At 44.9% G+C, this 26,236-nt stretch carries 20 protein-coding genes; 10 read left to right on the forward strand and 10 right to left on the reverse strand.

Going from position 1 to position 26,236, the window contains the following annotated elements; all coding sequences use genetic code 11:
* Positions 1-55: 55 nt before the first annotated feature.
* The 3 genes from AC27KT_RS14300 to AC27KT_RS14310 form a co-directional block, all read right to left on the reverse strand.
* On the reverse strand, positions 56-895 hold the full coding sequence (locus AC27KT_RS14300) for a GAF domain-containing protein (RefSeq protein ID WP_487131027.1): 840 nt from the start codon (positions 893-895) through the stop codon (positions 56-58).
* 159 nt (positions 896-1,054) lie between these two features.
* Positions 1,055-1,900, reverse strand: a complete 846-nt coding sequence (locus tag AC27KT_RS14305; protein ID WP_487131029.1) for a DUF6689 family protein — start codon at positions 1,898-1,900, stop codon at positions 1,055-1,057.
* A gap of 92 nt (positions 1,901-1,992) precedes the next feature.
* On the reverse strand, positions 1,993-4,470 hold the full coding sequence (locus AC27KT_RS14310; RefSeq protein ID WP_487131031.1) for a S8 family peptidase: 2,478 nt from the start codon (positions 4,468-4,470) through the stop codon (positions 1,993-1,995).
* 378 nt (positions 4,471-4,848) lie between these two features.
* Here AC27KT_RS14310 and AC27KT_RS14315 point away from each other — a divergent pair, with 378 nt between their 5' ends.
* From AC27KT_RS14315 to AC27KT_RS14325, 3 genes are all read left to right on the forward strand, one after another.
* On the forward strand, positions 4,849-5,907 hold the full coding sequence (locus tag AC27KT_RS14315; RefSeq protein WP_487131033.1) for a chemotaxis protein: 1,059 nt from the start codon (positions 4,849-4,851) through the stop codon (positions 5,905-5,907).
* A 90-nt stretch (positions 5,908-5,997) separates the two neighbouring features.
* Positions 5,998-7,050, forward strand: a complete 1,053-nt coding sequence (locus AC27KT_RS14320) for an aldo/keto reductase (RefSeq protein WP_487131035.1) — start codon at positions 5,998-6,000, stop codon at positions 7,048-7,050.
* Positions 7,051-7,151: 101 nt separating this feature from the next.
* Positions 7,152-8,306 carry a Na/Pi symporter gene (locus AC27KT_RS14325; RefSeq protein ID WP_487131271.1) on the forward strand — a complete coding sequence of 385 codons (1,155 nt, stop codon included), beginning with the start codon at positions 7,152-7,154 and terminating at the stop codon, positions 8,304-8,306.
* A gap of 203 nt (positions 8,307-8,509) precedes the next feature.
* Here the strand turns inward: AC27KT_RS14325 and AC27KT_RS14330 are convergent, their stop codons facing one another.
* Positions 8,510-9,673: a DcaP family trimeric outer membrane transporter gene (locus AC27KT_RS14330; RefSeq protein WP_487131037.1), complete on the reverse strand. Its 1,164-nt coding sequence runs from the start codon at positions 9,671-9,673 to the stop codon at positions 8,510-8,512.
* Between the two features lie 257 nt (positions 9,674-9,930).
* On the opposite strand from AC27KT_RS14330, the gene acs reads away from it, so the two are divergent.
* The gene (acs, locus tag AC27KT_RS14335) at positions 9,931-11,877 is read left to right on the forward strand and encodes an acetate--CoA ligase (RefSeq protein WP_487131039.1); all 1,947 of its coding nucleotides are present in this window, start codon (positions 9,931-9,933) and stop codon (positions 11,875-11,877) included.
* A gap of 17 nt (positions 11,878-11,894) precedes the next feature.
* Positions 11,895-12,539, forward strand: a complete 645-nt coding sequence (locus tag AC27KT_RS14340; RefSeq protein WP_474874397.1) for a response regulator — start codon at positions 11,895-11,897, stop codon at positions 12,537-12,539.
* Here the strand turns inward: AC27KT_RS14340 and AC27KT_RS14345 are convergent.
* The 4 genes from AC27KT_RS14345 to rimK all read right to left on the reverse strand — a co-directional run bounded on the left by AC27KT_RS14345 (position 12,499) and on the right by rimK (position 15,999).
* On the reverse strand, positions 12,499-13,470 hold the full coding sequence (locus AC27KT_RS14345) for a type 2 periplasmic-binding domain-containing protein (RefSeq protein ID WP_487131042.1): 972 nt from the start codon (positions 13,468-13,470) through the stop codon (positions 12,499-12,501). The two genes, AC27KT_RS14340 and AC27KT_RS14345, sit on opposite strands and share 41 nt — an antisense overlap.
* Before the next feature lie 97 nt (positions 13,471-13,567).
* Positions 13,568-14,002, reverse strand: a complete 435-nt coding sequence (locus AC27KT_RS14350; RefSeq protein WP_474874399.1) for an ATP-dependent zinc protease family protein — start codon at positions 14,000-14,002, stop codon at positions 13,568-13,570.
* Positions 14,003-14,019: 17 nt separating this feature from the next.
* Positions 14,020-15,051 (reverse strand): succinylglutamate desuccinylase/aspartoacylase family protein, encoded by a 1,032-nt coding sequence (locus AC27KT_RS14355; RefSeq protein WP_487131044.1) that lies wholly within the window; start codon positions 15,049-15,051, stop codon positions 14,020-14,022.
* 42 nt (positions 15,052-15,093) lie between these two features.
* Positions 15,094-15,999 carry a 30S ribosomal protein S6--L-glutamate ligase gene (rimK, locus tag AC27KT_RS14360; RefSeq protein WP_039216404.1) on the reverse strand — a complete coding sequence of 302 codons (906 nt, stop codon included), beginning with the start codon at positions 15,997-15,999 and terminating at the stop codon, positions 15,094-15,096.
* Positions 16,000-16,273: 274 nt separating this feature from the next.
* Here rimK and AC27KT_RS14365 point away from each other — a divergent pair, with 274 nt between their 5' ends.
* Positions 16,274-16,897: a mechanosensitive ion channel domain-containing protein gene (locus AC27KT_RS14365; protein WP_458731245.1), complete on the forward strand. Its 624-nt coding sequence runs from the start codon at positions 16,274-16,276 to the stop codon at positions 16,895-16,897.
* An 11-nt stretch (positions 16,898-16,908) separates the two neighbouring features.
* Here the strand turns inward: AC27KT_RS14365 and AC27KT_RS14370 are convergent, their stop codons facing one another.
* The gene (locus AC27KT_RS14370; protein WP_487131047.1) at positions 16,909-20,352 is read right to left on the reverse strand and encodes a PAS domain-containing hybrid sensor histidine kinase/response regulator; all 3,444 of its coding nucleotides are present in this window, start codon (positions 20,350-20,352) and stop codon (positions 16,909-16,911) included.
* 257 nt (positions 20,353-20,609) lie between these two features.
* Between AC27KT_RS14370 and AC27KT_RS14375 the strand changes: the two genes are divergently transcribed.
* The 4 genes from AC27KT_RS14375 to AC27KT_RS14390 all read left to right on the forward strand — a co-directional run bounded on the left by AC27KT_RS14375 (position 20,610) and on the right by AC27KT_RS14390 (position 25,206).
* Positions 20,610-20,876 (forward strand): DUF4212 domain-containing protein, encoded by a 267-nt coding sequence (locus tag AC27KT_RS14375; protein ID WP_039216401.1) that lies wholly within the window; start codon positions 20,610-20,612, stop codon positions 20,874-20,876.
* 3 nt (positions 20,877-20,879) lie between these two features.
* Positions 20,880-22,586, forward strand: a complete 1,707-nt coding sequence (locus AC27KT_RS14380; protein WP_014980378.1) for a sodium:solute symporter family protein — start codon at positions 20,880-20,882, stop codon at positions 22,584-22,586.
* Between the two features lie 98 nt (positions 22,587-22,684).
* On the forward strand, positions 22,685-24,514 hold the full coding sequence (locus AC27KT_RS14385) for a putative nucleotidyltransferase substrate binding domain-containing protein (RefSeq protein WP_487131050.1): 1,830 nt from the start codon (positions 22,685-22,687) through the stop codon (positions 24,512-24,514).
* A gap of 5 nt (positions 24,515-24,519) precedes the next feature.
* Positions 24,520-25,206, forward strand: coding sequence for a 3'-5' exonuclease (locus tag AC27KT_RS14390; protein ID WP_487131052.1), 687 nt, complete (start codon positions 24,520-24,522; stop codon positions 25,204-25,206).
* Here AC27KT_RS14390 and AC27KT_RS14395 read toward each other — a convergent pair.
* Complete coding sequence (locus AC27KT_RS14395; protein ID WP_487131054.1) at positions 25,203-26,186, reverse strand: GGDEF domain-containing response regulator; 984 nt, start codon at positions 26,184-26,186, stop codon at positions 25,203-25,205. The two genes, AC27KT_RS14390 and AC27KT_RS14395, sit on opposite strands and share 4 nt — an antisense overlap.
* Positions 26,187-26,236: the final 50 nt, after the last annotated feature.

Here is a 26,236-nt window from a genome sequence, read left to right on the forward strand (position 1 = left end):
ACTACAGCAACGCAATCGAATAGACGAACTGCGTCACTAAATTGTTATTTTTATTCTAGCTTATAAGTGAAAGTTTATGCTCAATTGTGTGGAATAACAAACGCATCGAAATCATATTCGCTAAAGAAGTGGCAAAATTTATGTCCGTTTGGGTGAAGTAACGGCGTCCCAGCGTCGAGTCTGCGTATAATACGCCAACGGGCTTTTCATCAATACAAACAGGTACACAGATGGCAGCCTGAATGCCGTGACTGATTATACTATGCTGCTTGTTTAACGATTTATCGCAAACAATATTGCCAATGGCACGAACAGCGTTAGCTTGCATGCACTGGTTGATGATAGTACGGCTACCGGTAAAGTCCTCACCTTGCATCCAGCTTTCATAGCCTACCCCGAGTTGATAGTTATTTATCTTATCAAACAAAATGAGTGATGCCCGTTCACACCCTAATGATTGGGTTAAACATTCTCTGGCAAGGTTAATAAGAGCAGTACTGCTATTACACTGTTGAAGCTGCGTTTGGTACTGCTTTAGTTGTTGCTTTCTCCACTCCCGTTGGCTGTCAAGTTTGACCACATTATTGAGCGCAAGGGGAGTAAATTCACAGGGTACTGGACCAAGCTGTAATACATGTGGCTTGTCTAGCGTCAGGTGCTTTATCTGAATTCCCGCACTGAAGCACCCTGTAGAGCTCATGTCATTTAGCTGCCAAACGTGATCGTTGTCAGCTTGTTTGCTAGCTCGTAATACAATATGAGAGCGAGAAACTTGGGGGTGGGGAATAACGATGTCCGCGCTTTCAGCGCGGCCGACCTGATACTCGCGACCTTCAAAAAGCAAGTGCTCACTTACGCTTCCGTTATTCTCGGTAAAGGCTATTTGTAACGGCATGGCATATTCCTCGTCGCGTCACTGGTGCCATTTCCTCCCATCTGTTTGTATAAAATCACACAAATAAGAGAGTTTCTTGCTTATCAGTGACGCCAAACGCTAGTTTAATTGCGTAGATTTCAACGCAATTAAACTTGTCAAAGACTGTTGGTCTATGACTTACAATGTTCTTAAACTAAAGCGTAATGTTTGTAGCTGAGTAAGTAGTAAACCTTTCACATTCACAACATCACCACTTGAGCGCCACACATCTGCAATTTCACTACCAGACGCATTATCAACAAGCGATATAAGACTATCTACAGCAACCAAAGCCGCATCGTCATCGTTTACCGCCAATGCGGACTGGACATCGTTTATTCCACTGTCTATCGCTGCTTCTAGTAGCGCCGAAATTTTATCGCGATTACCATTTACTATCGAGCTTAAAGAAGCAACTTTGTCATTGATAACAGATGTTGCCGGGCGATTGTCTAATAAGATAATAAAATCAGAAAATTGACCTGTGCTGCCACGCGCGCGGATACTACCTGATGACATGAGTACAGTTATATCTTCAAATTCGCCACCGTCGTGAGACGTAAACAAGCGCCATGGAATGGTTGGCGTGTAGTGAATAGCTTTAGTGTAAAGCTCAACCGTCGCTAAACCTTCAAATCCAAAACCGGCGTCAGCTTTCGGAGAGATTGATACAAGAACCGGGAAACCCGAAACAGCGCTTGTTAATGCTGAGGGCAGGCGGTCTGTAATGGTTAAATCTGTGGGGTCAAGCAGCTCAGCGGTAATGTCAATGTTGTTAGCATTAAGGCCAATACTGTTTTCGAACTCTACAGTTAAATCTACTTCAATTAAGCTGCTTAGCGTCAGTTTGGCCTGAATCTTATTGTCGTCGACAGTGAGAGTTGCAGGCGTGACTACCTGTGCTTGTGCAGTGGAAAACAAAAGTAGAGCTGTGGTGGCAACAACGGTGGTAAGTTGTCTGAATTTCATCGCAGTAAACATCATAGGATGACCTCTTTCAGTATTGGTTAAAATTTAACCTAAAATGGTGCCATTATCAATATAAATAATGGCACCCTTTTCAGTGGTTTGCGATTTTATTCAAAGTATTGGGTAAAGAAGCGTGAAGCAAGCACAGCATAATGCGCTCTAGTTATCACTGTATCTGGCGAGAAGCTCGCAGTGATCGTTGGTGTAATGCTAAATGGGCTCTGCTCTACACCAAATTCAGCGTTAATTAGTGACAAGGTAAGGGCAAGTTGCACATAGCCTTTCATGTCAGCTGGAATGCTGTCTTGGTCTTCTAGCACGACTTGCTCGCCATTATAGTCAACAACGATGTCGGCGCTTGGGTCAAAGCTAAGTGCCGCTTCCTCAAGACCTAACATTTGAACAAGTGAATACGCAATGTCTAATTTGGTAACACTTGCAAACGGGTCTGCGCTACCGTTTACACTTCTTAATACAGGTGCTTGTGTACGAAGCTTGTCTTTAAGCGCGCCACCATTAACCATTACCGACTCGATGAATGCCTTGTCAAACCCAGGTACTGAACCAATGTTTGGGCGTTCTTCGTTCAGTAGGTCACGGTACTGTCTTACAGCACCCCCCATCACTGCATAGCGGGCAAAATCTTTGCGTTTCAGGCGAGCATCTGGTGAAAAGCCACGGCTGTTGATGGCGTCCATTAGGCGCTCACTAACAGCGAACTCAATGGCATTTTGCTGAGGATGACCTTCAACATCGTCCATACCTTCAAAGCCGCCGCTATTTTCAAACGACACAGTCACGTTAAATGTTTCAGGTAAACCTGGGCCGTTAGTTAAACCCAATGGATCAGCTTCTACACCAGAGAGTGATGTTAAACCATAAACGTATACGCCCCATGTGCCAGGCATTGCAGGTGCAGCGACACGCATGGTAGTAGTAAGTACTGGCGTAGTGAGGTTGCCACGATACTCAGTGCCGTCTGGCGCGACTAGCACAAGCTTGGTCAGATTTGCGAAACTGTCGGCAGAGGCCTTTACAAGTACTTCTTCTGTACCTACTTCAAACTCAATGACTTCAGGTGCGCCTACTGGTGAGTAAAAAACATCGAAGTTTTCTACACGGTCGCTGGTGGTCACTAAAGCGTTGGCTTTAAAGGTCTTAGAGTCAAGGTTATTAACCGTCACCTTATGGTCCATATCTTCAAGTAGCGCAGCAGCAACCGCAGAGCGTGCATTAACATAACCCGCACCCACTTCCCAACGCTCGTAACCAGGCATATTTGTAGCGGTTTCTTGAAGCAGACGCTTAATAGTTAAGTTATCAAGATTTGGGTTAGCTTCTAGCATCAACGCAATAATGCCTGACACATGCGGTGTGGCCATAGAGGTACCAGAAATCATGGTGTAGAAAGGTATGTTTTGAGGCTCTATCGCACCAACATCACCATCACCACCATTGGCTGCTGCGTTTAATACAGCGCGTGTAGAAATGATATCAACACCAGGAGCAACAATGCTCACTTCGTTAGTGTACGTCCATTCAGTGCCATCTGGCATTGTGAAATCGCCGGATTCACCTTTAAGACCGCGAGACGAGAAGTCAGCAAGTTTGCCGAACTTATCTCCCGCTCCCACAGAAATGCCCCAAGGAATTTGCGCGTATGGGTTATGCGAGTCTTCACCTGGGCCGCTATTTCCCGCCGCGAAGACACTGATCATTCCCATTGTGTGTGCTTTATAGCTTGCTAATGATACTGGTCCAAGCGGTTCATACTTGCCGCTTGAGCCCCATGAATTGCTGATGACTTTGATAGGGTTGTCAAAGGTGTATTGCTTGCTAATTGCGTAATCAAAACCGCCGATGGTATCAAGTAGCAGTACCGCTGCCCCTGAACCATAACCAATAATATCTGCATCGGGTGCTGCGCCTCGGTGCTTGCCGCCAGACATAGCGCCAGTACCTGCAATAGTGCCTGTTACATGAGTACCGTGACCTGAGTTTAAGTCTGTATTAACCTGGTTTGATAATGTAGGGCCGGTTATACCAACAATTGACAGCGCGCCAGGATTTAGAATTGCTTGCACGTTATCAACCACAGTGTCACCGAAGAAATGGTCCTGGTGCGACGCATCAATACCAGAGTCAATGACTAAAACCGTTGAACCTTTACCAGTAAACTCCACGTTGTTGCGCGATGCAAATGCCTCGCCCTGCAAATCAGCTACACCTGTTATTTCCCGTGCGTCTGCGTTGAAAAGACTCATTTCACGGTTAGCGAACACTGAACGTACGCCGTCGAATTGTGCAATGGCCTCAATTTGTGACTTAGTCGCCACTACCCCAATAATAGGTAAGTTTTTAAATTGAACGCCTTCGGTAATACCCAAATTCAATAGTTGCGTTATTTGAGACTCGGCAAGAGGTGACATTTGATCATAGGTCACCACTGCCATTAATGATTCTGTAGGGGACAAAGACACTAGTTTATCGGCCATTTGAGAGCCGATGTAAGCATCAGCTAACGTTTGAGCTGATGGGCTTGCAAGCATTGCAGCAGCTAAGGTAGATAGGGCGAACTTCTTCATATTCTTCTCCAAATTCTTGAGGCTGCGGTTTTCTTTGGTACTACAGAGAATATCGTCATCAATATTGTCATCAGCACGATTGAACGCGTTGTATATAACGGAAAGCCAGTTATATGTTGTCACGCGGCGTATATCGAATTACGTCATCGCAGCAAGGTACGCCTTAATAGTGGCTTTTTGAAAAGGTGCATAACATAGGGGTTTCACCCTAATTGTGAGATTATTTTAGTTAAAGGAATGCTCAAAAATGCTACAAAGGTTTAATAATAAAGTACCTGTGAACGATCTATATTGATGACGTATGTTGATGTGTTTTCAGGGTTTATTAGCTTTTTGTTATGTGGCTGGTGCCCGCTTTTCTCCCCAGAGGAGCTTGTCATGAAATTCGATTCTATTAAATCTCGTCTAGTATTAATGACCCTTGTTTGTGTTATCGGTATGGGCGTATTGGTGGTTAGCCAGCATTATTTTACACAGCGACTTATTGGGTTACACCAGCAGCGTGATGTGTTGCTAAGGATGGGGCAGGATCTGCTGCAAATGCGGCGGCACGAAAAAGACTTTCTTCTTCGCCACGAGACGGTTTATTTCGATAAGTTTCTTCAGCAAGCCTATGAGTTTCAAGGTCGGCTATCGTCTGTTGTTCCCCTGTTTGACGAATATCGATTACCCGTGGCTGACGTTGAAAGTTTGTCGTCTTCTATGGAAGCCTATAGCGGTACATTTCGACAAGTGGTGTCACTGCAAGAGCGAATTGGATTAACGCAAAACGACGGTTTGAGAGTGCGTATTACCGAGTTAGAAAATACACTTAATGAAGGTGAGCTGGCACGAAGCCCACAAGCAAATGAGCTGTTAACCCGCATTCAACTTTCTACGCGTAACTTTCAGATTAGCCAAGAGGGAACTTACGCGAAGCAGATGATGACGTTAAGTGAGCGTTTAATGTCAGAAAGTGGAGGCACCGCTTTACTAAAAGGCACCTTGGTCCAGTACAGAGAAGCGCTTTTACAGTTAATTGACGCATTCACTACCTATGGAGTAACCCACAATGAGGGGCTTCGTGGGGAATTTAGACAAAGCGCCCATAATGTTGAAACTCAATTGAAAGCCGTTGATGCTGCATTGCAGCCGGTGATTGAACAACAAGAAGCGCAAGTGCGTATTTATAGCTTAAGTATTGCCGCGCTTACGTCTGTCGTTTTAATTCTGGTGCTGATAAAGAGTTTTGCGACATTTCATCGTGCATTTGTTAACTTTCTCACTTTCTTTTATCGCTGCAAGCGTCAGTATCAAGTGATTGATACCAGAAAGTTAGGGTTTGCAGAGTTAAAGTCACTCGCAGAGCTGGCGAATGAAATGGTCGAGTCGAAAAGAGATATTGAGGCGCGGCTCGCCAGCGTAGAAGCCGAGTTGGCCAATAAGAAAGTCTCATAGCTTTCATTTAAAAGCTAAAAGTAAGTAGATTTTCTAAAGCGGCCGACTCACTATTGCATTAACAAGGTATAAGCCAAGGTAGAAGCAAAGATGAAGTTTAACCGCTTAGGAAATAGCGACCTACAGGTGTCAGACATCTGTTTAGGAACAATGACATGGGGCATTCAAAACACTCAGCAAGATGCAGATGAACAAATAGCTTACGCCCTTGATAAAGGCGTGAACTTTCTAGATACCGCGGAAATGTATCCCGTTCCTCCCAATGTCGATACGTACGGCGATACAGAGCGCATTATCGGCAATTGGATTTCGCGAAATGAAGCAAAGCGCTCTGATATTGTATTAATGACTAAAATCGCCGGCAGTGGCTTAAAGTACATTCGCAATGCAGGTCCCATTACATCTGACGCTATCGCTAATGCGCTTACCTATTCGCTGGAGCGTTTAAAAACTGACTACATTGATGTTTACCAGCTACATTGGCCAAACAGAGTAACACCACATTTCGGTAAACATTGGCCTGATGGTGCTGACCCTACCAAAACTAGCCGGGAAAAAGAGTTGGACGGTATGCGGGATATTCTGATGGGAATTAAGCGCACATTAGATGAAGGAAAAATAAGACATTGGGGGCTATCGGACGACACCCCTTGGGGTATTCATGCCTTTCTAATGCTCTGTAAAGAGCTCAATATGCCGCTACCTGTTTCTATTCAAAATGAATTCAGTTTGCTCCATGCGAAAGACTGGCCATATTTAATCGAAATGTGTGAGCTGGAGAATATTGCGTATTTACCGTGGTCACCGCTAGCAACGGGTATGCTGAGCGGCAAATACCAGAACGGCGCAAGACCGGAAGGTAGCAGGTGGACACTGGCGCAGCGCATGGGACTGTTTAGAGATAAAGCGCCAGCGCAAGCAGCTACATCGGAATATATGAAAATTGCGGAAAAAGCAGGAATAATGCCTTCGCAACTCGCATTGGCGTGGTGTCAGCAGGTGCCCGGTGTTACGTCTACTATCATTGGGGCTACAACAATGCCTCAGTTAAAAGAGAACATTGATGCGTTTGACATAGAGCTCTCAAGCGAGACGTTGAATGAAATTCACAATGTATTTAGAAAGTATCCTTTAGGCTTTTAATAATTAGTGCTTTTTTGATGAATAATGGCGGGTATATCCCGTCATTTTTGTGTCACACGGTCGTAATAGTATGGTTTTTTCTGTCTTAACTCGTACTCGTTATCTTAATGATTGACCCACAAATACTTTCAGCCAGCACCGCAGAGAAGAACAATAACTGGCACCGATGGCTGCTTCTTACACTTCTTGTTTATGTCATGCTGCTTGCGGTGAGCATGATTGGAAGTGGTTTCAAATATGCCGCTGGTGATCACGCTAGAGAACTTTTTAATTTTGCATCAAATCCAATAATGGGGCTTATCATTGGCATGGTTTCGACTGCGTTAATTCAGTCTTCAAGCACGGTGACTTCTATTATTGTTGGTATGGTTGCAGGTGGTTTACCTATAACCATTGCGGTACCCATGATGATGGGGGCGAACATCGGGACTAGTATTACTAATACCTTAGTTAGCCTAGGGCATGTCGCTAAAAAAGAAGAATTTCAGCGTGCTTTTAATGCAGCCACTATTCATGACTTTTTCAATGTTCTTTCGGTACTTATTTTTCTACCGCTAGAAATGGCCTTTGGTATCTTAGAATATTTGAGTGGCCAGATTGTAACACTTATTCATACCCCAGAGGCGCTGGGCGTAAGCGGATTTAACCCGATAAAGGCGGCTACGCAGCCAGTAACCGACTTAGTTTCTCAGTTCCTTGAGTTTTTGCCTTCTGTCTACCCAGGTATCGCCAAAATTCTAATTGGCATTGGGCTTATCATGGTTTCTATCACCTACATGGGAAAGATCATGAAGTCGCTTATGGTAGGAAAAGCAAAGGATTTACTACACAGAAGCATAGGGCAGGGGCCTATATCGGGCATTACATCTGGCGCGCTAATGACGGTGTTGGTGCAGTCATCATCAACGACGACATCACTCATGGTGCCCTTAGTAGGAGCTGGCGTATTAAAAGCCCGTGAAATCTACCCGTTTACTCTTGGTGCTAATATTGGAACTTGCATAACCGCCCTTATTGCAGCGTTAGGCGTGGCGGGTGTGAACAGCGGTTTTGCGTTACAGATAGCGCTGGTACACCTTATTTACAATGTGTTGGGTGTCACACTTATTTATGGGGTTCCTGTTTTACGTAATATTCCTATCAATCTCTCGTATCAATTATCTGTCTTAGCTGCAGAGAGAAAAATGTACGGAGCAGCTTACGTGGGTGGGTTGTTTTTTGCAGTACCACTGGGAATTATATTTACGACCATATAAAAGCGTACAAGCAATTTTAATATGCACCACAAAGATAAAGGCGGACTGACTGTTTCTAATGGTTTAATACAGGTTAGCGTGATAATTATCTGTGCGGACTGATATAGCGTAGGCGTTAAACGTATTTAGCAACCGTCCGGTAAATAAAAAACGGCGTCTCTGAGCTCAGAGACGCCGTTCTAGTTTGCAAAGCTGCTTACTTATTAAAATGCGTACTTAGCAGAAACCTGGAAGCGATTCATGTCGCCTTCAAGACCAGCTTCAATTTCGCGTTTTGCGAACGCATATTCAGCACCTACGGTAAGTGCCTTCGTGGGTGAATACAAATAGTTCACACGAGTACTGTAGGTACTTTCCGTTGTATTTAAGCCAGTAAGCGTTACATCGTTGTCTGCTTCAAACGCTGAAAACATAATACTGCTGCGTGCTTTCTCACTCCATTTGTGGCGATAAGCAATGCCGTAACCGGTTGAATCAATCGCCTCAAGGTCGCCGCTTTCAGTAAGAACCGCACCATTTACAGCGTTAAGTGCTGAGTATCGGCCTAAACCTTTACCCGTATTGAATGTGAAGCGAATGTCATCGCCATTTGAAAGGTTGTATTTACCCGTGACTGACACACCAAAACTTGTCTCATCAGCATCGATACCTGCCGCATTATCATAGGAAAGCTGTCTAACTAAACCGGCCACTTTTACATAGCCCCAATCTTGCTTAGTGGTGTAGGCCGCAACTAAATCTGGAACGCTGCTGTCATCACTTGTGATCCTGCTACCACCACCGAACGGCGTAATGGTTGATTCCGGATTTTCGAGCGCAATCTGAAGGCCGCCATTGGTATATCTCACCATGACTTGACGGCCAAACGTGATCCCGTCAGTGGTACCAATGAAATCAAGTGATTCTGGTAATGAGCCTACATCCATAAAGGTTGTCCATGTTTGACCTACCAACCAGTTTTTGTAGGTAAGGTAAGCGTGACGAACACGAGGAACATAGGAGTTACTAATACGCTCATCACCGCCGCTTGTTACAACGAAGTCGAGTTCGAATACACCATTAATAGTGTCACCTTCGGCAGTGGGTGTTGAAGTAGCAAAGCGGAATCGTGAGGTTCTGATGTGAGCGTCAAACTGAGGGTCTTCGTCAACGCCACCAACGGGAGTCAGTGAAGGTATATAAAAATCTCGACCTACGCTACCCGAGGCGATTGTGCCATCTGAATAGTCACTTACCATAGCGTCAACTTTAATATAGCCCGTGAATTTCACACTAGTGTCGCCAATTGTTGCTGCTTGTGCTGTGCCGCCTGCTGCTGCCAGGCACAGCGCTACGGCAGTAGCGGTATTTTTTATTTTAGCTTTCATCGTGTCTGTTCCAAAAAAGTGGTTAAATAAATGTAAATTCAACGTTAACATTATTGATTGTGTACTTATTATCTCAAATTTAAATAAGCCGATGGTCGCATAAGACTATAGTCGTAATACTTTTAGTCTAACCTTTTAACTAGCACCTTAGTTGTAGGCTGCTAAGACCAAAGTCTCATTTTGCTTTGCGGGTGAATAGCTAGAGTGTTTCACCATACAACAAGAATTTTACATTATTGATATTGGAGGCAATCTTTATGACCGCCAGCAAAACTTACCCCGTACCTGAGAACATTCTTCAATCTACTCACTTGACTGCATCGCAGTATGACGAGATGTACAAGCAGTCAGTAGAGCAGCCCGAAGCGTTCTGGGCTGAACATGCGTCCATGCTTGAGTGGTACCAAAAGCCAACCAAAATTAAAAACACCATGTTTGGTGAAAACGATGTGTCTATCAAATGGTTCGAAGATGGAGAGTTAAACGCCAGCTATAACTGTATTGACCGCCATCTAGCTGATAATGCCACAAAAGTTGCCTTTCACTGGGAAGGCGACTCACCAGAAGATAGTCAAGATGTGACATATCAACAAGTTCATTATGAAGTATGTAAATTAGCGAATGCGCTTAAAGAGATGGGGGTCGCCAAAGGCGATCGTGTCGCCATATATATGCCAATGGTACCCGAGGCTGCCTACGCTATGTTGGCATGCGCACGCATTGGTGCGGTTCATTCGGTCATTTTTGGTGGATTCTCGCCTAACGCCATAGCCGATCGTATTAACGACAGTAACGCGAAGGTTGTTATCACCGCCGATGAAGGTCGCCGTGCAGGAAGAAGCATTCCGCTTAAAGCAAATGTGGATAAAGCGTTAGCCGATGATGCCTGCCCGTCTATTACACATGTTTTGGTACATAAATTAACAGGCGGCGACGTGGACTGGAATGCGAAGCACGATGTGTGGTGGCATGAAGCTGTTGACGGAATGTCTGCCCAGTGTGAGCCCGAGGTTATGAACGCAGAAGACCCACTGTTTATTCTTTATACTTCGGGGTCTACAGGTACACCAAAAGGCGTGGTGCACACCACAGGCGGTTATCTACTTTATTCCGCTATGACCTTCAAATATGCTTTCGATTACAAAGACGATGATGTGTATTGGTGTACTGCCGATGTGGGTTGGATCACAGGTCACAGCTATATGGTTTACGGGCCTATGGTCAACGCTGCATCACAAGTGTTCTTTGAGGGTGTACCCACCTATCCAGACGTTAAACGTATTGCGCAAGTAGTAGAAAAATACAAAGTAAATAGTCTGTACACCGCGCCAACAGCTATTCGTGCGTTGATGGCACACGGTGACGTGCCGGCTGAGGGGTGTGATGTGTCGTCACTTCGCTTGCTCGGTACTGTGGGTGAACCAATTAATCCAGAAGCGTGGGAATGGTATCACCGTGTTATAGGCAAGGGCCGCTGCCCTATTATCGATACATGGTGGCAGACTGAAACGGGTGGTCATATGATTTTACCGCTGCCAGGCGCGACAGAATTAAAACCAGGTTCTGCTACTCGCCCGTTCTTTGGTATACAGCCAGCGCTATTTGATGCTGATGGCAATGAACTTGAAGGGGAAGCAGAAGGTAACTTGGTTATTAAAGATAGCTGGCCAAGCCAAGCTCGCACGGTTTACGGTGACCATCAGCGCTTTATAAATACCTATTTCAGTGCTTATAAAGGTGTGTACTTTACAGGTGATGGCGCACGTTGTGACGAAGATGGCTTTTACTGGATCACGGGGCGCGTAGATGATGTGCTAAACGTATCGGGTCACCGCTTAGGCACGGCTGAAATAGAAAGTGCGCTTGTTGCTCATCCTAAAGTGGCAGAAGCCGCTGTTGTAGGTTTCCCTCACGATATTAAAGGGCAGGGGATTTACGTATACGTAACGCCAAATGAAGGGGTTGAAGCAGACGAAGCCCTGACTAAAGAACTCAAAGCGTGGGTACGTCAAGAGCTAAGCCCTATCGCTACACCTGATATGATTCAGTGGTCAAGAGGGCTACCTAAAACACGCTCTGGTAAAATCATGCGCCGTATCTTGCGTAAAATAGCTGCCAATGAGCACGAGCAATTAGGTGATACATCTACATTGGCGGATCCATCGGTTGTTGATACACTGATAGAGGAACGTCTAAATAAGTAGAACTAAGGATATAGACAATGATAACCCTTCTAATCGCAGATGATCATCCGCTGTATCGCGATGCACTAAGAGGCGCGTTGTCGTTGTCACTTCCGGCCTTAACCCTTAAAGAGGCGGGAGATCTAAACACGACAGTCGATATTCTCAATAACGAGGATATCGACTTATTGCTGCTTGATTTGCACATGCCGGGAAGCAATGATTTATTTGGCTTGCTGCATATCCGTAAACTTTTTCCTGAACTCCCTGTTGCCGTGGTTTCTGGCACGGAAGACACAACTCTCATTTCAAAGATTATCAGCGTAGGGGCACTCGGCTTCATTCCTAAAACTGCCAGTGCACAGGACATAGCCAATGCCGTAGAGGCCATTTTAGATGGCGACGTATGGCTGCCTGAAAATTTAAGCGAAAATGTGGATGAAGTAAACGAAGCGTTTTCTGAACTGGCTGACAAGGTAGCGTCGCTGACGCCCTCGCAATACAAGGTTCTTTGTTACATGCGAGACGGTTTACTGAACAAGCAGATAGGCTTCAATTTAGATATTGCTGAGGCCACTGTAAAAGCGCATGTTACCGCTATTTTCAAGAAGCTGGGTATAAACAACCGAACACAAGCGGTACTTATTGCTTCACAACTTGAGTTAGAGCCGCCGGTCCAGTAGCGTCGAACTCAAGCACGGCCTTTGAAGCGGCAAACTCAGGTAAGAATTTTTCTAATGCCAATCGGCTTTGCTCACTAAGCAAAGGATTGTCAATTTCAAGGACCGTTCGCCTTTCGGTAATTGCCATCGCTTCTTTAAAGTTATCGTGAGCTAGCAATAGCATCTGAAATTTTCCCGTCTCGAAAAGCTGTAAAAGGCCTTCCGCGATCCGCCCTGCCAAAGCCTGATTGTCGCTTGCTACGAAGAAAAAGATGGGGCTGGGGTAGGAAATGATAAGGTGTTCGTCAATAGCTAACCCCTTTGACAAGGTTTTGTCGGCAAACTCTTCGCTAATTTCCATTACGCTTCTTGGGAAGATATCGGCAAACCCTTCCAAAACAATGCGGAACGAAGCGCGATAGGTCGTTTCTAATACCGGAATGTCGTTTGCGCGAAAAATCTTGGTGTCGGGCCAGTCATAGCCTAGAACCGCGCGAAACTTTTGCAGGTCCGCAAGGCTTTTCACTTCTTTTAGTCGAACATCACCTTCTTTGACAAACAGTGCACGTTTACCGAAGAGACCGGCCATGATTGGAATGCGGATAGGAAGAAACTGACGCTCTCGCTCTGTTGAGGTAACGCTCCAAGTTACGTCTAGCATATTGTGCTCTAGGCTACGTAACTGTCGCTCTTGCGCAGTTTCTTGGTCGCTAACAGTGAGTTCAAAGGTGCCGTAGTGAGGCTCTGTAACACGCAAAGCTTCAGTAAGCAGTGATTTTGCATAGGAATAGACTGCATCCCTACCAGGGTGCACGTTTGGCAAGCGCAAAACAGTATGAGGCAAGTCTGTACTTACCTCATCGAAGGACTGTTGCTGTCCACACACGTCATGTTGTGTGAATATACTGATTAGAAGAACGCTAGCACTTAGCGCTTTAGCTTTAATGTCCATATTTTTACTCACGCATTTGGTGAAAACTTGTCTGCACGCCTCAACTAAAGATTATCTAAGGTTCAATACGCAGATAAAGCGCCTTAAGACTTTATTGCTAATCTTTTCCTGTTAGCAAAAAGTCGTGTTCAGGGTCTACAATAAATTGGCCACTCATTGCTTCACGTCCTAGCAACATTAAGTAGGTCATTTCCGAACGGTCCGTAAGGGTTAATTGAATATCCCATTGGTAGCCGTCCATTATTATAGGCGTAATTATAACATATCGCTTTTCACGTGTAGCCGTTGAGCTCTTCACGCGCTTTTGTCCTTCGACGCGCGCTTCGCGGCGCACCACACGTTCAACGTTGTGAATGTCTGGGTGAATATCAAATTTAATCCATAGTTCACCGTCTTGTTCGAACTCTTCAATATTGTCTACATGAAGCGAAGAAGTCGCTGCTCCGGTATCCACACGCACGTTCAAATCGGAGATAGCAAGTTTAGGTAAATCGCACAGTTCTACCGCACCAACAATTTTCTTATTGTTCATCAGTTTTTCTACCAATGTTAAAGAACAGGCCCCTGTTCTGGTGGTAATAAATTGTCTTGTAATAGCTCTACGTGTTCAGCAACAGTATCAGGCTCTGAGAAGTATGCAATATGGTAAACGGCTTCACCTTCTTGGGTAAGCGGAATGTTTTGTTTACCAATTACAACGCCTTCAGCTGGGCTTTCAAGGCTATCCAAATAGTTGCCGAACGGGTCGGCAATAATGGCCAGTTTGTCGCCTTTTTCTACGTGGTCACCAAGTTGAGCTAAGTGTGTCACAAAGCCACTCTCAGGCGCGCGAACCCACCCACTTTGCCTTGCAATAAAGCGCTCAATACTATGGCCTTTGCTTCTACTTTTATTCAGCATTCCCAAGTGGCGCATAGTATTAATAATGCCTCTTACGCCCGCTCGAATGGAAAATTCGTCGTATCGCAGTGCCTGGCCTGCTTCGTAAAGTAAAATTTTAACGCCACTTTCACTGGCTGATTCTCGCAAGGAACCGTCGCGTAATTCAGCATTGAGCAGCACAGGTACGCCGAATGCCTTGGCCATTTCTAGTACTTCAGGGTCGTCTAGGTCTGCGCGAATTTGCGGTAAGTTACTGCGATGTATAGCCCCAGTATGAAGATCAATGCCTACGTCGCACTTACTCACCACCTCTTTGAAAAACAAGTTGGCTAACCTACCGGCAAGCGAACCCTTTTTACTGCCGGGAAAACTACGGTTTAGATCTCGTCTGTCGGGTAAATAACGTGATTGGTTTAGTACGCCATACACATTAACCATAGGCACGGCAATTAAGGTACCTCTTAAACGTTCAATAGTCTTTGAGCGGATAAGTCGCCCTACAATTTCAATACCATTTAACTCGTCACCATGAATGGCAGCGCTAACGAACATCACAGGTCCTGGTCGCTTTCCTCGTTTTACATAAACGGGAATGCTCATATTGGTGGCCGTGTAGAGCGGCGGCATTTCTAGCTCAATTTTTTTTGTTTCGCCAGGAGCAATATTTTCACCCCCAATTTTTAAAACATCATTTACCACTAACGTTTTCCTATAATTACGTTATTGCATAGGTTAAAAGGGTTAGCCTTTTCCACGGGTTTTCGTTTTATGCGGCTCGGCACTCTTTTCAATGAACTCAATAATCATGCTGGCAACGTCTTTATTGGTTGCTTTCTCGATACCTTCTAAGCCCGGCGATGAGTTTACTTCCATTACAACAGGGCCGTTGTTGGAGCGAAGAATATCTACACCGCAACAATTAAGTCCCATGGTCTTCGCCGCATCGACTGCTGTTTTGCGTTCTGCGGGGCTCAAGCGAACCAAGCTTGCTTGACCGCCTCGGTGAAGGTTAGAACGAAACTCACCAGGCGCTGCCTGACGCTTCATGGCTGCTACCACTTTTCCACCGACCACGAAGCAGCGAATATCAGCACCGCCCGCTTCTTTAATGAACTCTTGCACTAAAATACTGGCGTTTAGGCCCATAAAAGCTTCGATAATAGACTCTGCGGCTTTTTGCGTGTCAGCCAACACCACACCAATACCTTGCGTCCCCTCTAGCAGCTTAATAACCACGGGTGCGCCACCAACTGTCTTGATTACATCATCAATTTTATCTGGGTGGTGAGCAAAGCCGGTTCTAGGCATGCCAATGCCTTTGCGCGAAAGCAGCTGTAGCGAGCGCAGTTTATCCCGAGAACGGCTAATCGCTACTGACTCGTTAAGGCTATACGTCCCCATCATTTCAAATTGACGCACGACAGAGGTGCCATAAAAGCTAACAGACGCACCTATACGAGGGATCACTGCATCATAGTAAGGCAGTTTTTTACCATTGTAGCGAACAGACGGTCGCGCGCTCGTGATATCCATGTAGCAGTGCATAGTGTCGATAACGTCGACCTGATGCCCGCGAGCCTGCCCAGCTTCCACCAAGCGTGAAGTAGAGTAAAGACGTGGATTTCTTGAAAGAATAGCGATGCGCATTATGAAAAAGCCTGTAGTTTGTGATTTGTTTTGTCGTTGAATCGACGTGTCAGTTACCAAGTTAGAACGTGATTATTAATTAGACAAGTCATTTTTGCGCGCATACTAATAGAAGTGATAGAGAGTGTCTTACGAATAATTCTTGTTGTGTCGATTGCTTTTAATGCATGAACTTGTTTTTTATTCACGTTAGCATTAGAGCGCCATGGCCTTCTTTAAGTAAAAACAGGTAAGAGCGCCAATATGCATTACAAAAACAGTAAGGAAAGAGTGAATGAATGAGTGGTGGCATGGTTTTTTGGCGTGGTTAACTCAGTACCAGTCAAACGTCGTGTTCAGTGGTTTAGTTTTGCTTATCTATTTGGCAATGTCGCGGAAATTACTGCCAAAGTTAGAAACGAATATCGTAAAGTCAAAACTTAAATCTAACAGCGCCTTAAAAGGGCTTTTTGCTGCGCGTGTGATCGTAGCTACGGTCTCGCTTTCCCTTCTTTTACTGGCTTGGGGCATTGATTTCTCGGGCTTACTTGTACTTTCTACGTCTATCATAACGGTGACTGGGGTAGCGCTATTTGCAAGCTGGTCGCTTATAAGCAACATTACTGCGTACTTTATTTTATTGACCAATGTAGCCTATCGTCGCGGCAACTACGTGCGTATTCTTGATGGGGACAACTATATTGAGGGAGTGATTGCGGATGTTGGCCCATTTAGCACGCGCTTACTGACCGCCGACCGCGAAACTTTAATGTACCCTAACAATTTGATTCTTACTCGCCCAGTGCTACTCAACCCGAAAGAAAAGTGGGGCGCAATGGGCAAAGTCGTCGCAAAGTCGAGCGTAGAAACGCCGGTGGTTAAGACAGAAGAAGCCAAACCACATGACGAGTTATTGTAAGCGCGTCTTCATTAAACGTTTTTCGCTTCTCTTATATAGCGGGTCATACTTTGAAGTAGCGCACGAAGCTTCGCTGGTTTTAGCGGCTTGGCTAAAAAGTTAACGCCTTGTGCTTTGCATTGTGTAACTAGGCTCTCATCTGGTGTTGCTGTTATCAGCGCTGCCGGCACTACGATGTTTAATCGATGTCTTATTTCTTCAATCAGCGCCAGCCCGTTTTTCTCGCTATCGTGGCTTAGTTGATAATCCATTAGCAAGATTTGAGGCTGGATAACCTCACAGACCTTCAGAGCATCATCCCAGTTATTCGCTAAGAAAACGTTCACTCCCCATTTTTGTAATAAGGTTTGCATGGCGTCCAAATTTTCCCGTTGGTCGTCCACACAGAGTACATTCATTCCAGTAAATGTGGTGCTGCGTGGTTTTGCAATAACATTAGATACCAGTTTGGGCTCAGCTTTGGTAAGCGAAAATGAAAAACAGCTTCCCTTTCCAACTTTCGAGTTAACGCTAATATCACTGTTTAACTGCAAACTTAAGCGGCGTACAACACCCAAGCCTAGACCTAAGCCATGCTCTTTACTTTCGTTCGCGCGGAAAAAGTCGCCGAATATGCTGTCTTTTTTATCATTTGATATACCAATACCTGTGTCGATAACCTTGAAATAGACGGTTTCTTTCACCGGTTTTACGACAAATAAAACTCGACCCATTTCCGTGTACTTCACAGCATTTGACAGCAAATTCTGGGTTATTCGGTATAAATACGTTTTGTCAGCTTTAACCCAGCAAGGGCGAATGATGGCTTTGAAGGCCAGACCTTTCTCGCGGGCTCGCATGGCCATTTCATCAACAAGCGGAGAGAGTAGCACGTGAACATCGATAGATTCGATGTCGGGCTTCATTTCACCTTGGTCTAAACGCGCGATATCTAATAAGGTGCCGATAAGGGTTTCACTCGACGTAACGCTATGACCAAGCTTTTGAATAATAGCTTGGGCCTGATCAGAGAGTTCCTGTTCTTCCAACGCACTTACATAGAGCTTAGCTGCATTAAGTGGCTGCAGTACGTCATGACTGGCAAGGGCTAAGAAACGAGTCTTACTGGCGTTGGCGTCTTCTGCGGCTTTTCGTGCTCTTATCAATTCTTTCTCGGCCTCTGAGCGGCGTTCTATTTCAAGGCGAAGCTCGGCGTTAATGGAGTGCACTTCTTCCGTGCGTTTCTTAATACGGGCTTCCAGATCAATATTCGATTCTTCTAACGCTTGCTGAATTTCCACGTGCCCGGTGATGTCGTTGAAGCTTGTTACAAAACCGCCGCCAGGTAGCGGATTACCTACCATTTCAATTACTCGACCATCTTTGCGCTGACGAGTAAAGCGATGGGGCATACCTGATCGCAAGTGCGCCAAACGTTTTTCTACTTCAGCATCGACATTGTGAGTTCCAAACTCGCCTTGCGACGCGTTGTATCGAATGAGCTTTTCAATAGGCGTGCCCACAGCAAGTAAGTTATCTGGGTAGGTATAGAGGTTGGCGTAGCGTTTATTCCAAGCGACTAAATTCAAATGTTTATCTACCACGCTAATTCCCTGATCCATGTTTTCAAGCGAGGTTAATAGCGCCGTCATATTAAACTGCATCGCTTGTGTGGTATCGTCGAAGAAGTTAATGACCTCCGTAAAATCCATTTTTTTACCGCGCAGCGCACTGTCTAGTAATACCTTAGCGCTCGATGCTCCAATCACACCACCGAGAGCCCGTTCACAAAACGATAAAAAAGACTCATCCGGCGTATCAGTATGATTTAGCTGGCAATTATTTAACTGCTGATATTGAGTAAGAAGTTGATCGCAGCGGCCTGTTCCCATAAAGGTTGAAAGCAGGGTGATAAGATCAGACACGGTGACATTGGTCGCTTGTGATTTAACCGTATTAGTACCAGATATAGCGGGTGAAACAAACGCTTCTGCTTGCATTCTGTCAATGAGACGCTGGGGCGCAAAATGGGAAAATAGAATGTAAACAAGGCTATTTGCTGCCAAGCTAATCATGGCGCCTTGACTAATAAGCTCGTTTTGTTCCATCTGAGACACTTGTTCACTCACAATGGGAAGCACTAACCACAGTACCCAGATAACAAGCCCTACCATGAGCCCTGCGTAGACACCATGGGCGTGAGCGCGTTTCCAATATAGGCCGCCAACAATGGCAGGCATTAGCTGTATTACAAGAGAAAACGCAATAAGACCAATAGAGTGCAGAGACCGACTGCTGGTCATTTGCTGGTGGTATAAAAAGGCCATTAATAAAATGAAGGCAATAACGATACGGCGGATAAGGCGGATCCTTTTCGACACGTCTTTTTTATCATCAGTGTTGCCGGAAAATGCAAGAATACGCGGCAATATCACGTCATTAGTAAGCATGGTACTTAGCGTTAACGTGGCGACAATAATCATAGCGGTGGCCGCAGAGAGTCCTCCCACAAAAACAATGACCTGAAGCAATGCTGACTCAGAAAACATAGCGAGTGATAAAACGTAAGAGTCGGGCTCGATGCCTTGACCTGCAAAAATGGCTTTACCCGCAATAGCGATAACAGGGATAACAGCAGAAATAATAGTGAGGTACAGCGGAAACAGCCAGCGCGCAGTGCGTAAATGACCTAAGCTTAAATTATCAATAATGGCTACATGAAACTGACGAGGTAAGCAAACAATGGCTGCCGCGGCCATAATTGTTTGTGCGATGAAGCTAAATGAGCCAAATTGAGCAAGTGCTACCTCATTCGTAAAGCTTTCGAAGAATGCACCTGATTGCGTGTGTTTCCAAGCGCTATAGCCGACAATGGCGACTAACACTAAGGCAAGTAGCTTAATGGTTGACTCAAAGGCTATGGCTAGCATTAGACCACGCCTGTATTCTGTAACGTCGGTTTGGCGTGTACCAAAATAGATAGCAAAAACAGCGATAAAGCCTGTGGCTGCGATGATAATACCATTACTGTTGGGTTGCTGAGTTAACAGTTGAAAGGTAGCGCCAACCGCTTTTAACTGGAGCGCGATATAGGGGATGGTGGCGAGTAATGCAATCAGGGTTACTACCAGGGCAACGGTTTGTCGCTTACCGTAACGAGAGGCAATAAAGTCGGAGATGGTAGTAATATGCTGCTTTTTACTGACTAATGTCAGCTTATAAATAAATTTGTATCCCAGCACGTACACTAGGATTGGGCCAAGCATAATTGGCAGATAAATCCATGTATCTCTGCTTGCTTGCCCCACCATGCCAAAAAACGTCCAAGCGGTACAATATATTGCTAACGCCAATGAATAAATGGCGGGATGGGAAGTTAATGCTCTTGCTGTAGGCGAATTCTTCTCTCCCCAACTTGCCAATGAAAACAGCAAAAAGAGGTACAAGACTGCAAGCGTTACCCAACCAAAAACCATAATCTTCCTTTAACTTAGTTTTAACAACTGTGCCGATATTATAATCATTTCGACCATGGTCTACCTACGACCATGGTCTCATTTTGAAATTCACACCTCAGGTCTAGAGTAGTAGCTGACCTCCTAGATGCTTGACTTTTGCTGCTTTGATTCTGCTTTATGCAAAATTTTCAAACGCAGCAATAACGTTAACAAAGCCGAGCGTTAGGGAATTGTAAAATCATAACAACTAGTTAACCTGACATGAGGGTGAAACAATGGCATTTAGAAACGAAGAGGACAAAAAAGCCTACTGGAGTGAAAACCTAGCACTCCTAGCTAAGCTTTTAGTCGTTTGGTTCATCGTATCATTTGGTGCCGGCATACTGTTTGTCGATATCTTAAATGAAATTCAGTTTTTTGGCTTTAAATTAGGCTTCTGGTTTGCACAACAGGGCTCAATTTACGTATTTGTTGCATTGATCTTTGTCTATATGGCGAAGATGAACGCCATGGACAAACGCTACGGCGTAGATGAGGAGTAAATCATGGACGTTCAAACTTTAACATTTATTATCGTTGGCGCGTCATTCGCGCTGTATATTGCAATTGCAATTTGGGCCCGCGCCGGGTCGACAAATGACTTTTATGTAGCAGGTGGTGGCGTACCGCCTGTTATGAACGGTATGGCTACAGCGGCAGACTGGATGTCGGCAGCATCATTTATTTCGATGGCGGGTCTTATCTCATTTATGGGATATGATGGTGCGGTATACCTGATGGGTTGGACCGGCGGCTATGTTCTATTGGCACTTTGTTTAGCACCTTACCTACGTAAGTTCGGTAAGTTTACGGTACCTGACTTTATTGGTGATCGTTACTATTCACAAACAGCACGTACCGTTGCGGTATTTTGTGCAATCTTCGTTTGCTTTACCTATGTAGCAGGTCAAATGCGTGGCGTAGGCGTGGTATTCAGCCGCTTCTTAGAAGTGGATATTGTGTCTGGCGTAGTTATCGGTATGGTTATCGTGTTCTTCTACACGGTACTTGGTGGTATGAAAGGCATTACTTACACACAAGTTGCACAGTATTGTGTAATGATTTTCGCCTACATTGTGCCAGCCGTGTTTATCTCTATGATGGTAACAGGGCATATCCTGCCGCAAACCGGTTTTGGCGCTACTTTAGCAGACGGTTCGGGGGTGCATATGCTGCAGAAACTCGATAATTTATCCGTCGAACTCGGGTTCAACGAATATACGTCGGGAACGAAAAGTACTATCGATGTATTCTTCATCACTTTTGCACTAATGGTAGGTACAGCGGGTCTTCCACACGTAATCGTTCGCTTCTTCACTGTGCCTAAAGTTCACGATGCGCGGAAATCTGCAGGCTATGCCTTAGCATTTATCGCCATTCTTTACACTACAGCACCGTCGCTAGCAGCGTTTGCCCGTGTGAATATGATTGAAACTATTAATGGGCCTGAAATGACGGGAACCAGCTATGAAGAAGCGCCGTCGTGGATTAAAAACTGGGAGCAAACTGGCCTTATATCATATGAAGATAAGAACGGTGATGGCAAGATGTTCTATTCGGGTGACGAGCGCAACGAAATGAAAGTTGACCGCGATATCATGGTATTGGCTAACCCTGAAATTGCGAACTTACCTGCGTGGGTTATTGCACTAGTTGCAGCGGGTGGTGTGGCAGCAGCACTGTCAACGTCCGCAGGCTTGCTGCTGGTTATTTCAACCTCCGTTTCCCATGATTTACTGAAACGAAACTTTATGCCAAACATTACCGATAAAGCCGAGCTTATGTATGCGCGCCTGGCTGCTGGTGTGGCGATAGTGATAGCGGGTTACTTCGGTATTAATCCACCTGGATTTGTGGCGCAGGTGGTGGCATTTGCCTTCGGCTTGGCTGCGTCGAGTTTCTTCCCGGCAATTATCATGGGAATCTTTAGCAAGCGCATGAACGATAAAGGTGCTATTGCTGGGATGATTTCAGGTATCGCGTTTACTGCGGCTTACATTATTTACTTTAAGTTTGTAAATCCAGCAGCGAATACGCCTGACAACTGGTGGTTTGGTATCTCTCCTGAAGGCATTGGTACTTTGGGCATGATGGTGAACTTCATTGTGGCTTTCCTTGTGTTTAAAGCAACAGATGAAGCGCCAGAAGAAATCCAAGAACTGGTTGAAAGCATTCGTTATCCTAAGGGAGCGGGTGAAGCATCAGCGCACTAAGCTAATGTTGCCTAAAGATAGGCTTTAGCAAAATAAAACCAATCTACTGGCGAAAGTGAGTAGGTTGGTTTTTTCTTTTTGTGTACCGGACAATTTCTATGACTGCAATGGCTAAGCAAGTTGAAGACTTTCTCAATACATCAGCGCCTTTTGAGCTACTAGATAATGATCAGAAACACGCGTTGGTGAAGCACACAGAACTTATCTATTTAACGACTGACAATGTCAACGATGTTCTCAAAGATAAGGTGTCGCTATTTCTTATTCAAAGTGGACAGTTTTCTGTGAAAGATTCCGATGCTCCCACGCGCCATTTGAGTGATGGGGACTATTTCGGTTATACGAATATAATGGAAAAGGGCAATTTTCCACTAAGCATAACGGTCGACAGCCCAGGGTTGGTCTATTGTTTTGATGCGTTTGCCATTGAGCCTTTACTAGAGATACCAGTAATACGGCACTTTTTTGATGGGCTTAGAAATAATGCACTTCAAAGTCACGCTATAGCAGATAGTAATTCAATGTGGCTCTACAAAGGCCTTACTGATGCTATCGAAAAAGCCCCGGTTTCCGTTGATGCTCAAACGCCCATTACGGTTGCTGCTCAGTTAATGACGTCGCAAAAAGTTTCTTCTTTGCTGGTTACGCAAGAAGAGAAGCTTATTGGTATTATTACTGATCGCGACTTAAGGTCGAGAGTAGTTGCGGCATCTTTAGACACTCATCTTCCTGTTAGTCAGATAATGACGGCTAACCCCGCCCAAATTATGGGAAACAGAACGCTTTTTGATGCATTAGCGCTAATGACAGATAAAAATATTCATCATTTGCCTATTATCGACCACCACACGCAAGTGCCACTTGGAATGGTAACGGCCAGCGATATTATTCGTCATCAGCGGGGGAACGTACTGTTCATCATTGGTGAACTAAGCAAAGCCGAGAACTTATATGAACTCACGCGACTCTCTTGGCAACTGCCTCACTATTTCTCTGCTCACGCGAAAAAAGCGGGGGATTACGATATTGCTGGAAAAATACTGTCACAAGCAACCGATATTATGACCAGAAAACTCATTGGCTTTTTCCAACAAGCTAACGGTAAAGCTCCCATGATGTTTGCGTGGTTGGTGTATGGCTCGCAAGCGAGAGAAGACCAAACAATGGGCTCAGATCAAGACAACGGTTTGCTTCTTGCAGAACGACCTACCGAAGCGCAATCCGCATACTTTTCAAATATGGCTCAGTACGTGTGCAACGGGTTAGCGAAGTGCGGTATTAAACTGTGCGATGGCAATATTATGGCCAGTAACCCCAAGCTTAGGTTGTCATTGGATGAAGCTTTTGAAGAGGCGAAACAATGGGTAAAAGCGCCCACCAAAGATGCGATTATGCATTTTAATATTTTTCTTGATGTTCGATGTGCAGCGGGAGATATAAGCTTATTCAAGCAGCTTCAAAAACGGCGTGCGCCTTCGATGCAGCAAAACATGTTTTTAGCTGCACTTGCCAGACATAGTAATGAAATATCGGTGCCGCTTTCCATGTTTCAGAAGTTTGTTTATGAAAAGGGCAGAAAACAAAAAGACGTTATCGATCTTAAAACCCGTGCCGTCGCTTTAATTAATAATATCGCCCGAATTTACGCTTTAGCCGATGGCGTGACTTTACCTAATACACTTGCTCGTCTGGAAGCTCTGTCTGACCGCTCTCAGTTATCAAAGCGCGATGCAACAAATCTTCGCGATATTTGGCTTTTCCTGAATCGCCTGCGCTGGCGCCATCAACTTGAAAACAACGTTACCGACAACCGAGTGTCGATATCCAGCTTATCCTCCATTGAGAAGCATCAGCTTAAAGCGGCATTTAAAGCGATAGAGAGAACCAATCAAGCCATGGTGATGAAGTTTTCTGGCGGCGTAAGTTAACCAATATGATTAAGAAGTGGATAAAGGCATGCTCACAGACGCTCTCTAGCAAAGCTAAGCTGAAGCAGCGCCTTAGCAATCTTGACGTTTATAAAACATCGTTTACCGCAGTTGATTTAGAGCTTACGTCCCTAAACCCTTCTACAACACAAATTACTTCCGTGGGTTATGTGAGTGGTATAGGTAGCCGTATTGATTTGTCTTCTTGCGGTTATCATGTCATTAACACAACCGCAGATTTAGGGCAAAGCCCCGTGATTCATGGATTAACCCTTGATGTTTTGCAAAAAGGAGAAAACCTAGCGGGGGCAATTGATGCACTCGTACCGTTATTTCAACAACACGTACTTATTTTTCACAACGCTAGGCTGGACTTAATGGCTTTAAACAGAGCTTTTAAACAGTGCGGTGTACCAAAGATAAATGTGCTTTACATTGATACCCTGCAGCTTGCGCTATATCAGCTAAATAAGCGGCATCAAGTTTTGCCAAGTAATAGCGCTACGCTGAGTGTCTGCCGTCAACGCTTAGGCCTTCCTGCTTTTAATGAGCATAATGCGCTAGATGATGCGTTAGCTACACTGCAGCTCTTCCTAGCTCAACTGACGGAATTAGGTATATCGAGAGAAGCTACGCTGGACTGCTTAATTCACACTGGAGCAGTTGGACGCATTCAATTAGGCGATAGCTAGACACTTTTCATTGGTTGTGAAGAGCCGGTAATTTTTTCTTTTTTTGTAGGCGAAAGTGAAGGGGACACTAACCGATTTCTGCCAGAGGTTTTAGCTGAATACAAGTTTTTATCTGCTTCAAGCATTACGTAATCAATCGTTTTATCATCGTTGGCGTTTTTTATCGCTAAGCCAGCACTTAATGTTACACGCCCATACTCAGAGGAACTATGAATAATATTGAGGTCGTAAACGGTTTGCAATAAACGTTCGGCGACAGCTACTGCCCCCTCCACATCAGTGCTTGGCAAAATCACTAAGAACTCTTCACCACCAATTCTAACTAACTTGTCCATAGGCCGAAGGAGTGCGTCACTTATCGTTTTGCTGACCTTCCATAAACAGCTATCTCCATCTAAATGTCCATACATATCGTTAAACAGTTTGAAGTGATCAACATCAAAGATTACAAGAGCCAAAGGAGAAGCGTTACGCTCGCTGTCTCTTACAAGTCGGGGTAAAAAGTCATCCAAATAGTGCCTGTTGTAGGCCCCGGTCAGTTTGTCGAGATAAATCAGCGTTTCTAAGAAATCGCTTCTAAGTTTGTGTTGAATATGTGACTTAACGCGATTGCGCAGCGTACAGGCGTTGACAGGCTTTACTACAAAGTCTACACAACCCGATGCCCAACAGCGTGACTCTTCCTCTTCAGATGAAGAAGACGTTACGAAAATGACCGGTATATGTTCGCAAGAGGGGGTGGCGCGAAGCAGCGCAGTGGTACGGTGTCCGTCCATTTCTGGCATGGAAACATCCATGAGGATCAAGTCAGGCGTGTTGTGCTTGCAATACTCTATAGCCTCCTTACCAGAGTCAACAGAAAAACAAGTTACTGTTTCTTCGAGTAAAGTTTCTAATACGAGCCTGCTGCTAGCTTGGTCATCGACTATCAATACGTTGCAATCAGCTAACGTACGACCGCCGACTTGGTCAATATACACTGGATCTCCTAAACACATGGGCATGGTCGAGTGTTCAAATAATAAGAATA

This window comes from Alteromonas sp. 5NW40-0090 (assembly GCF_057552975.1).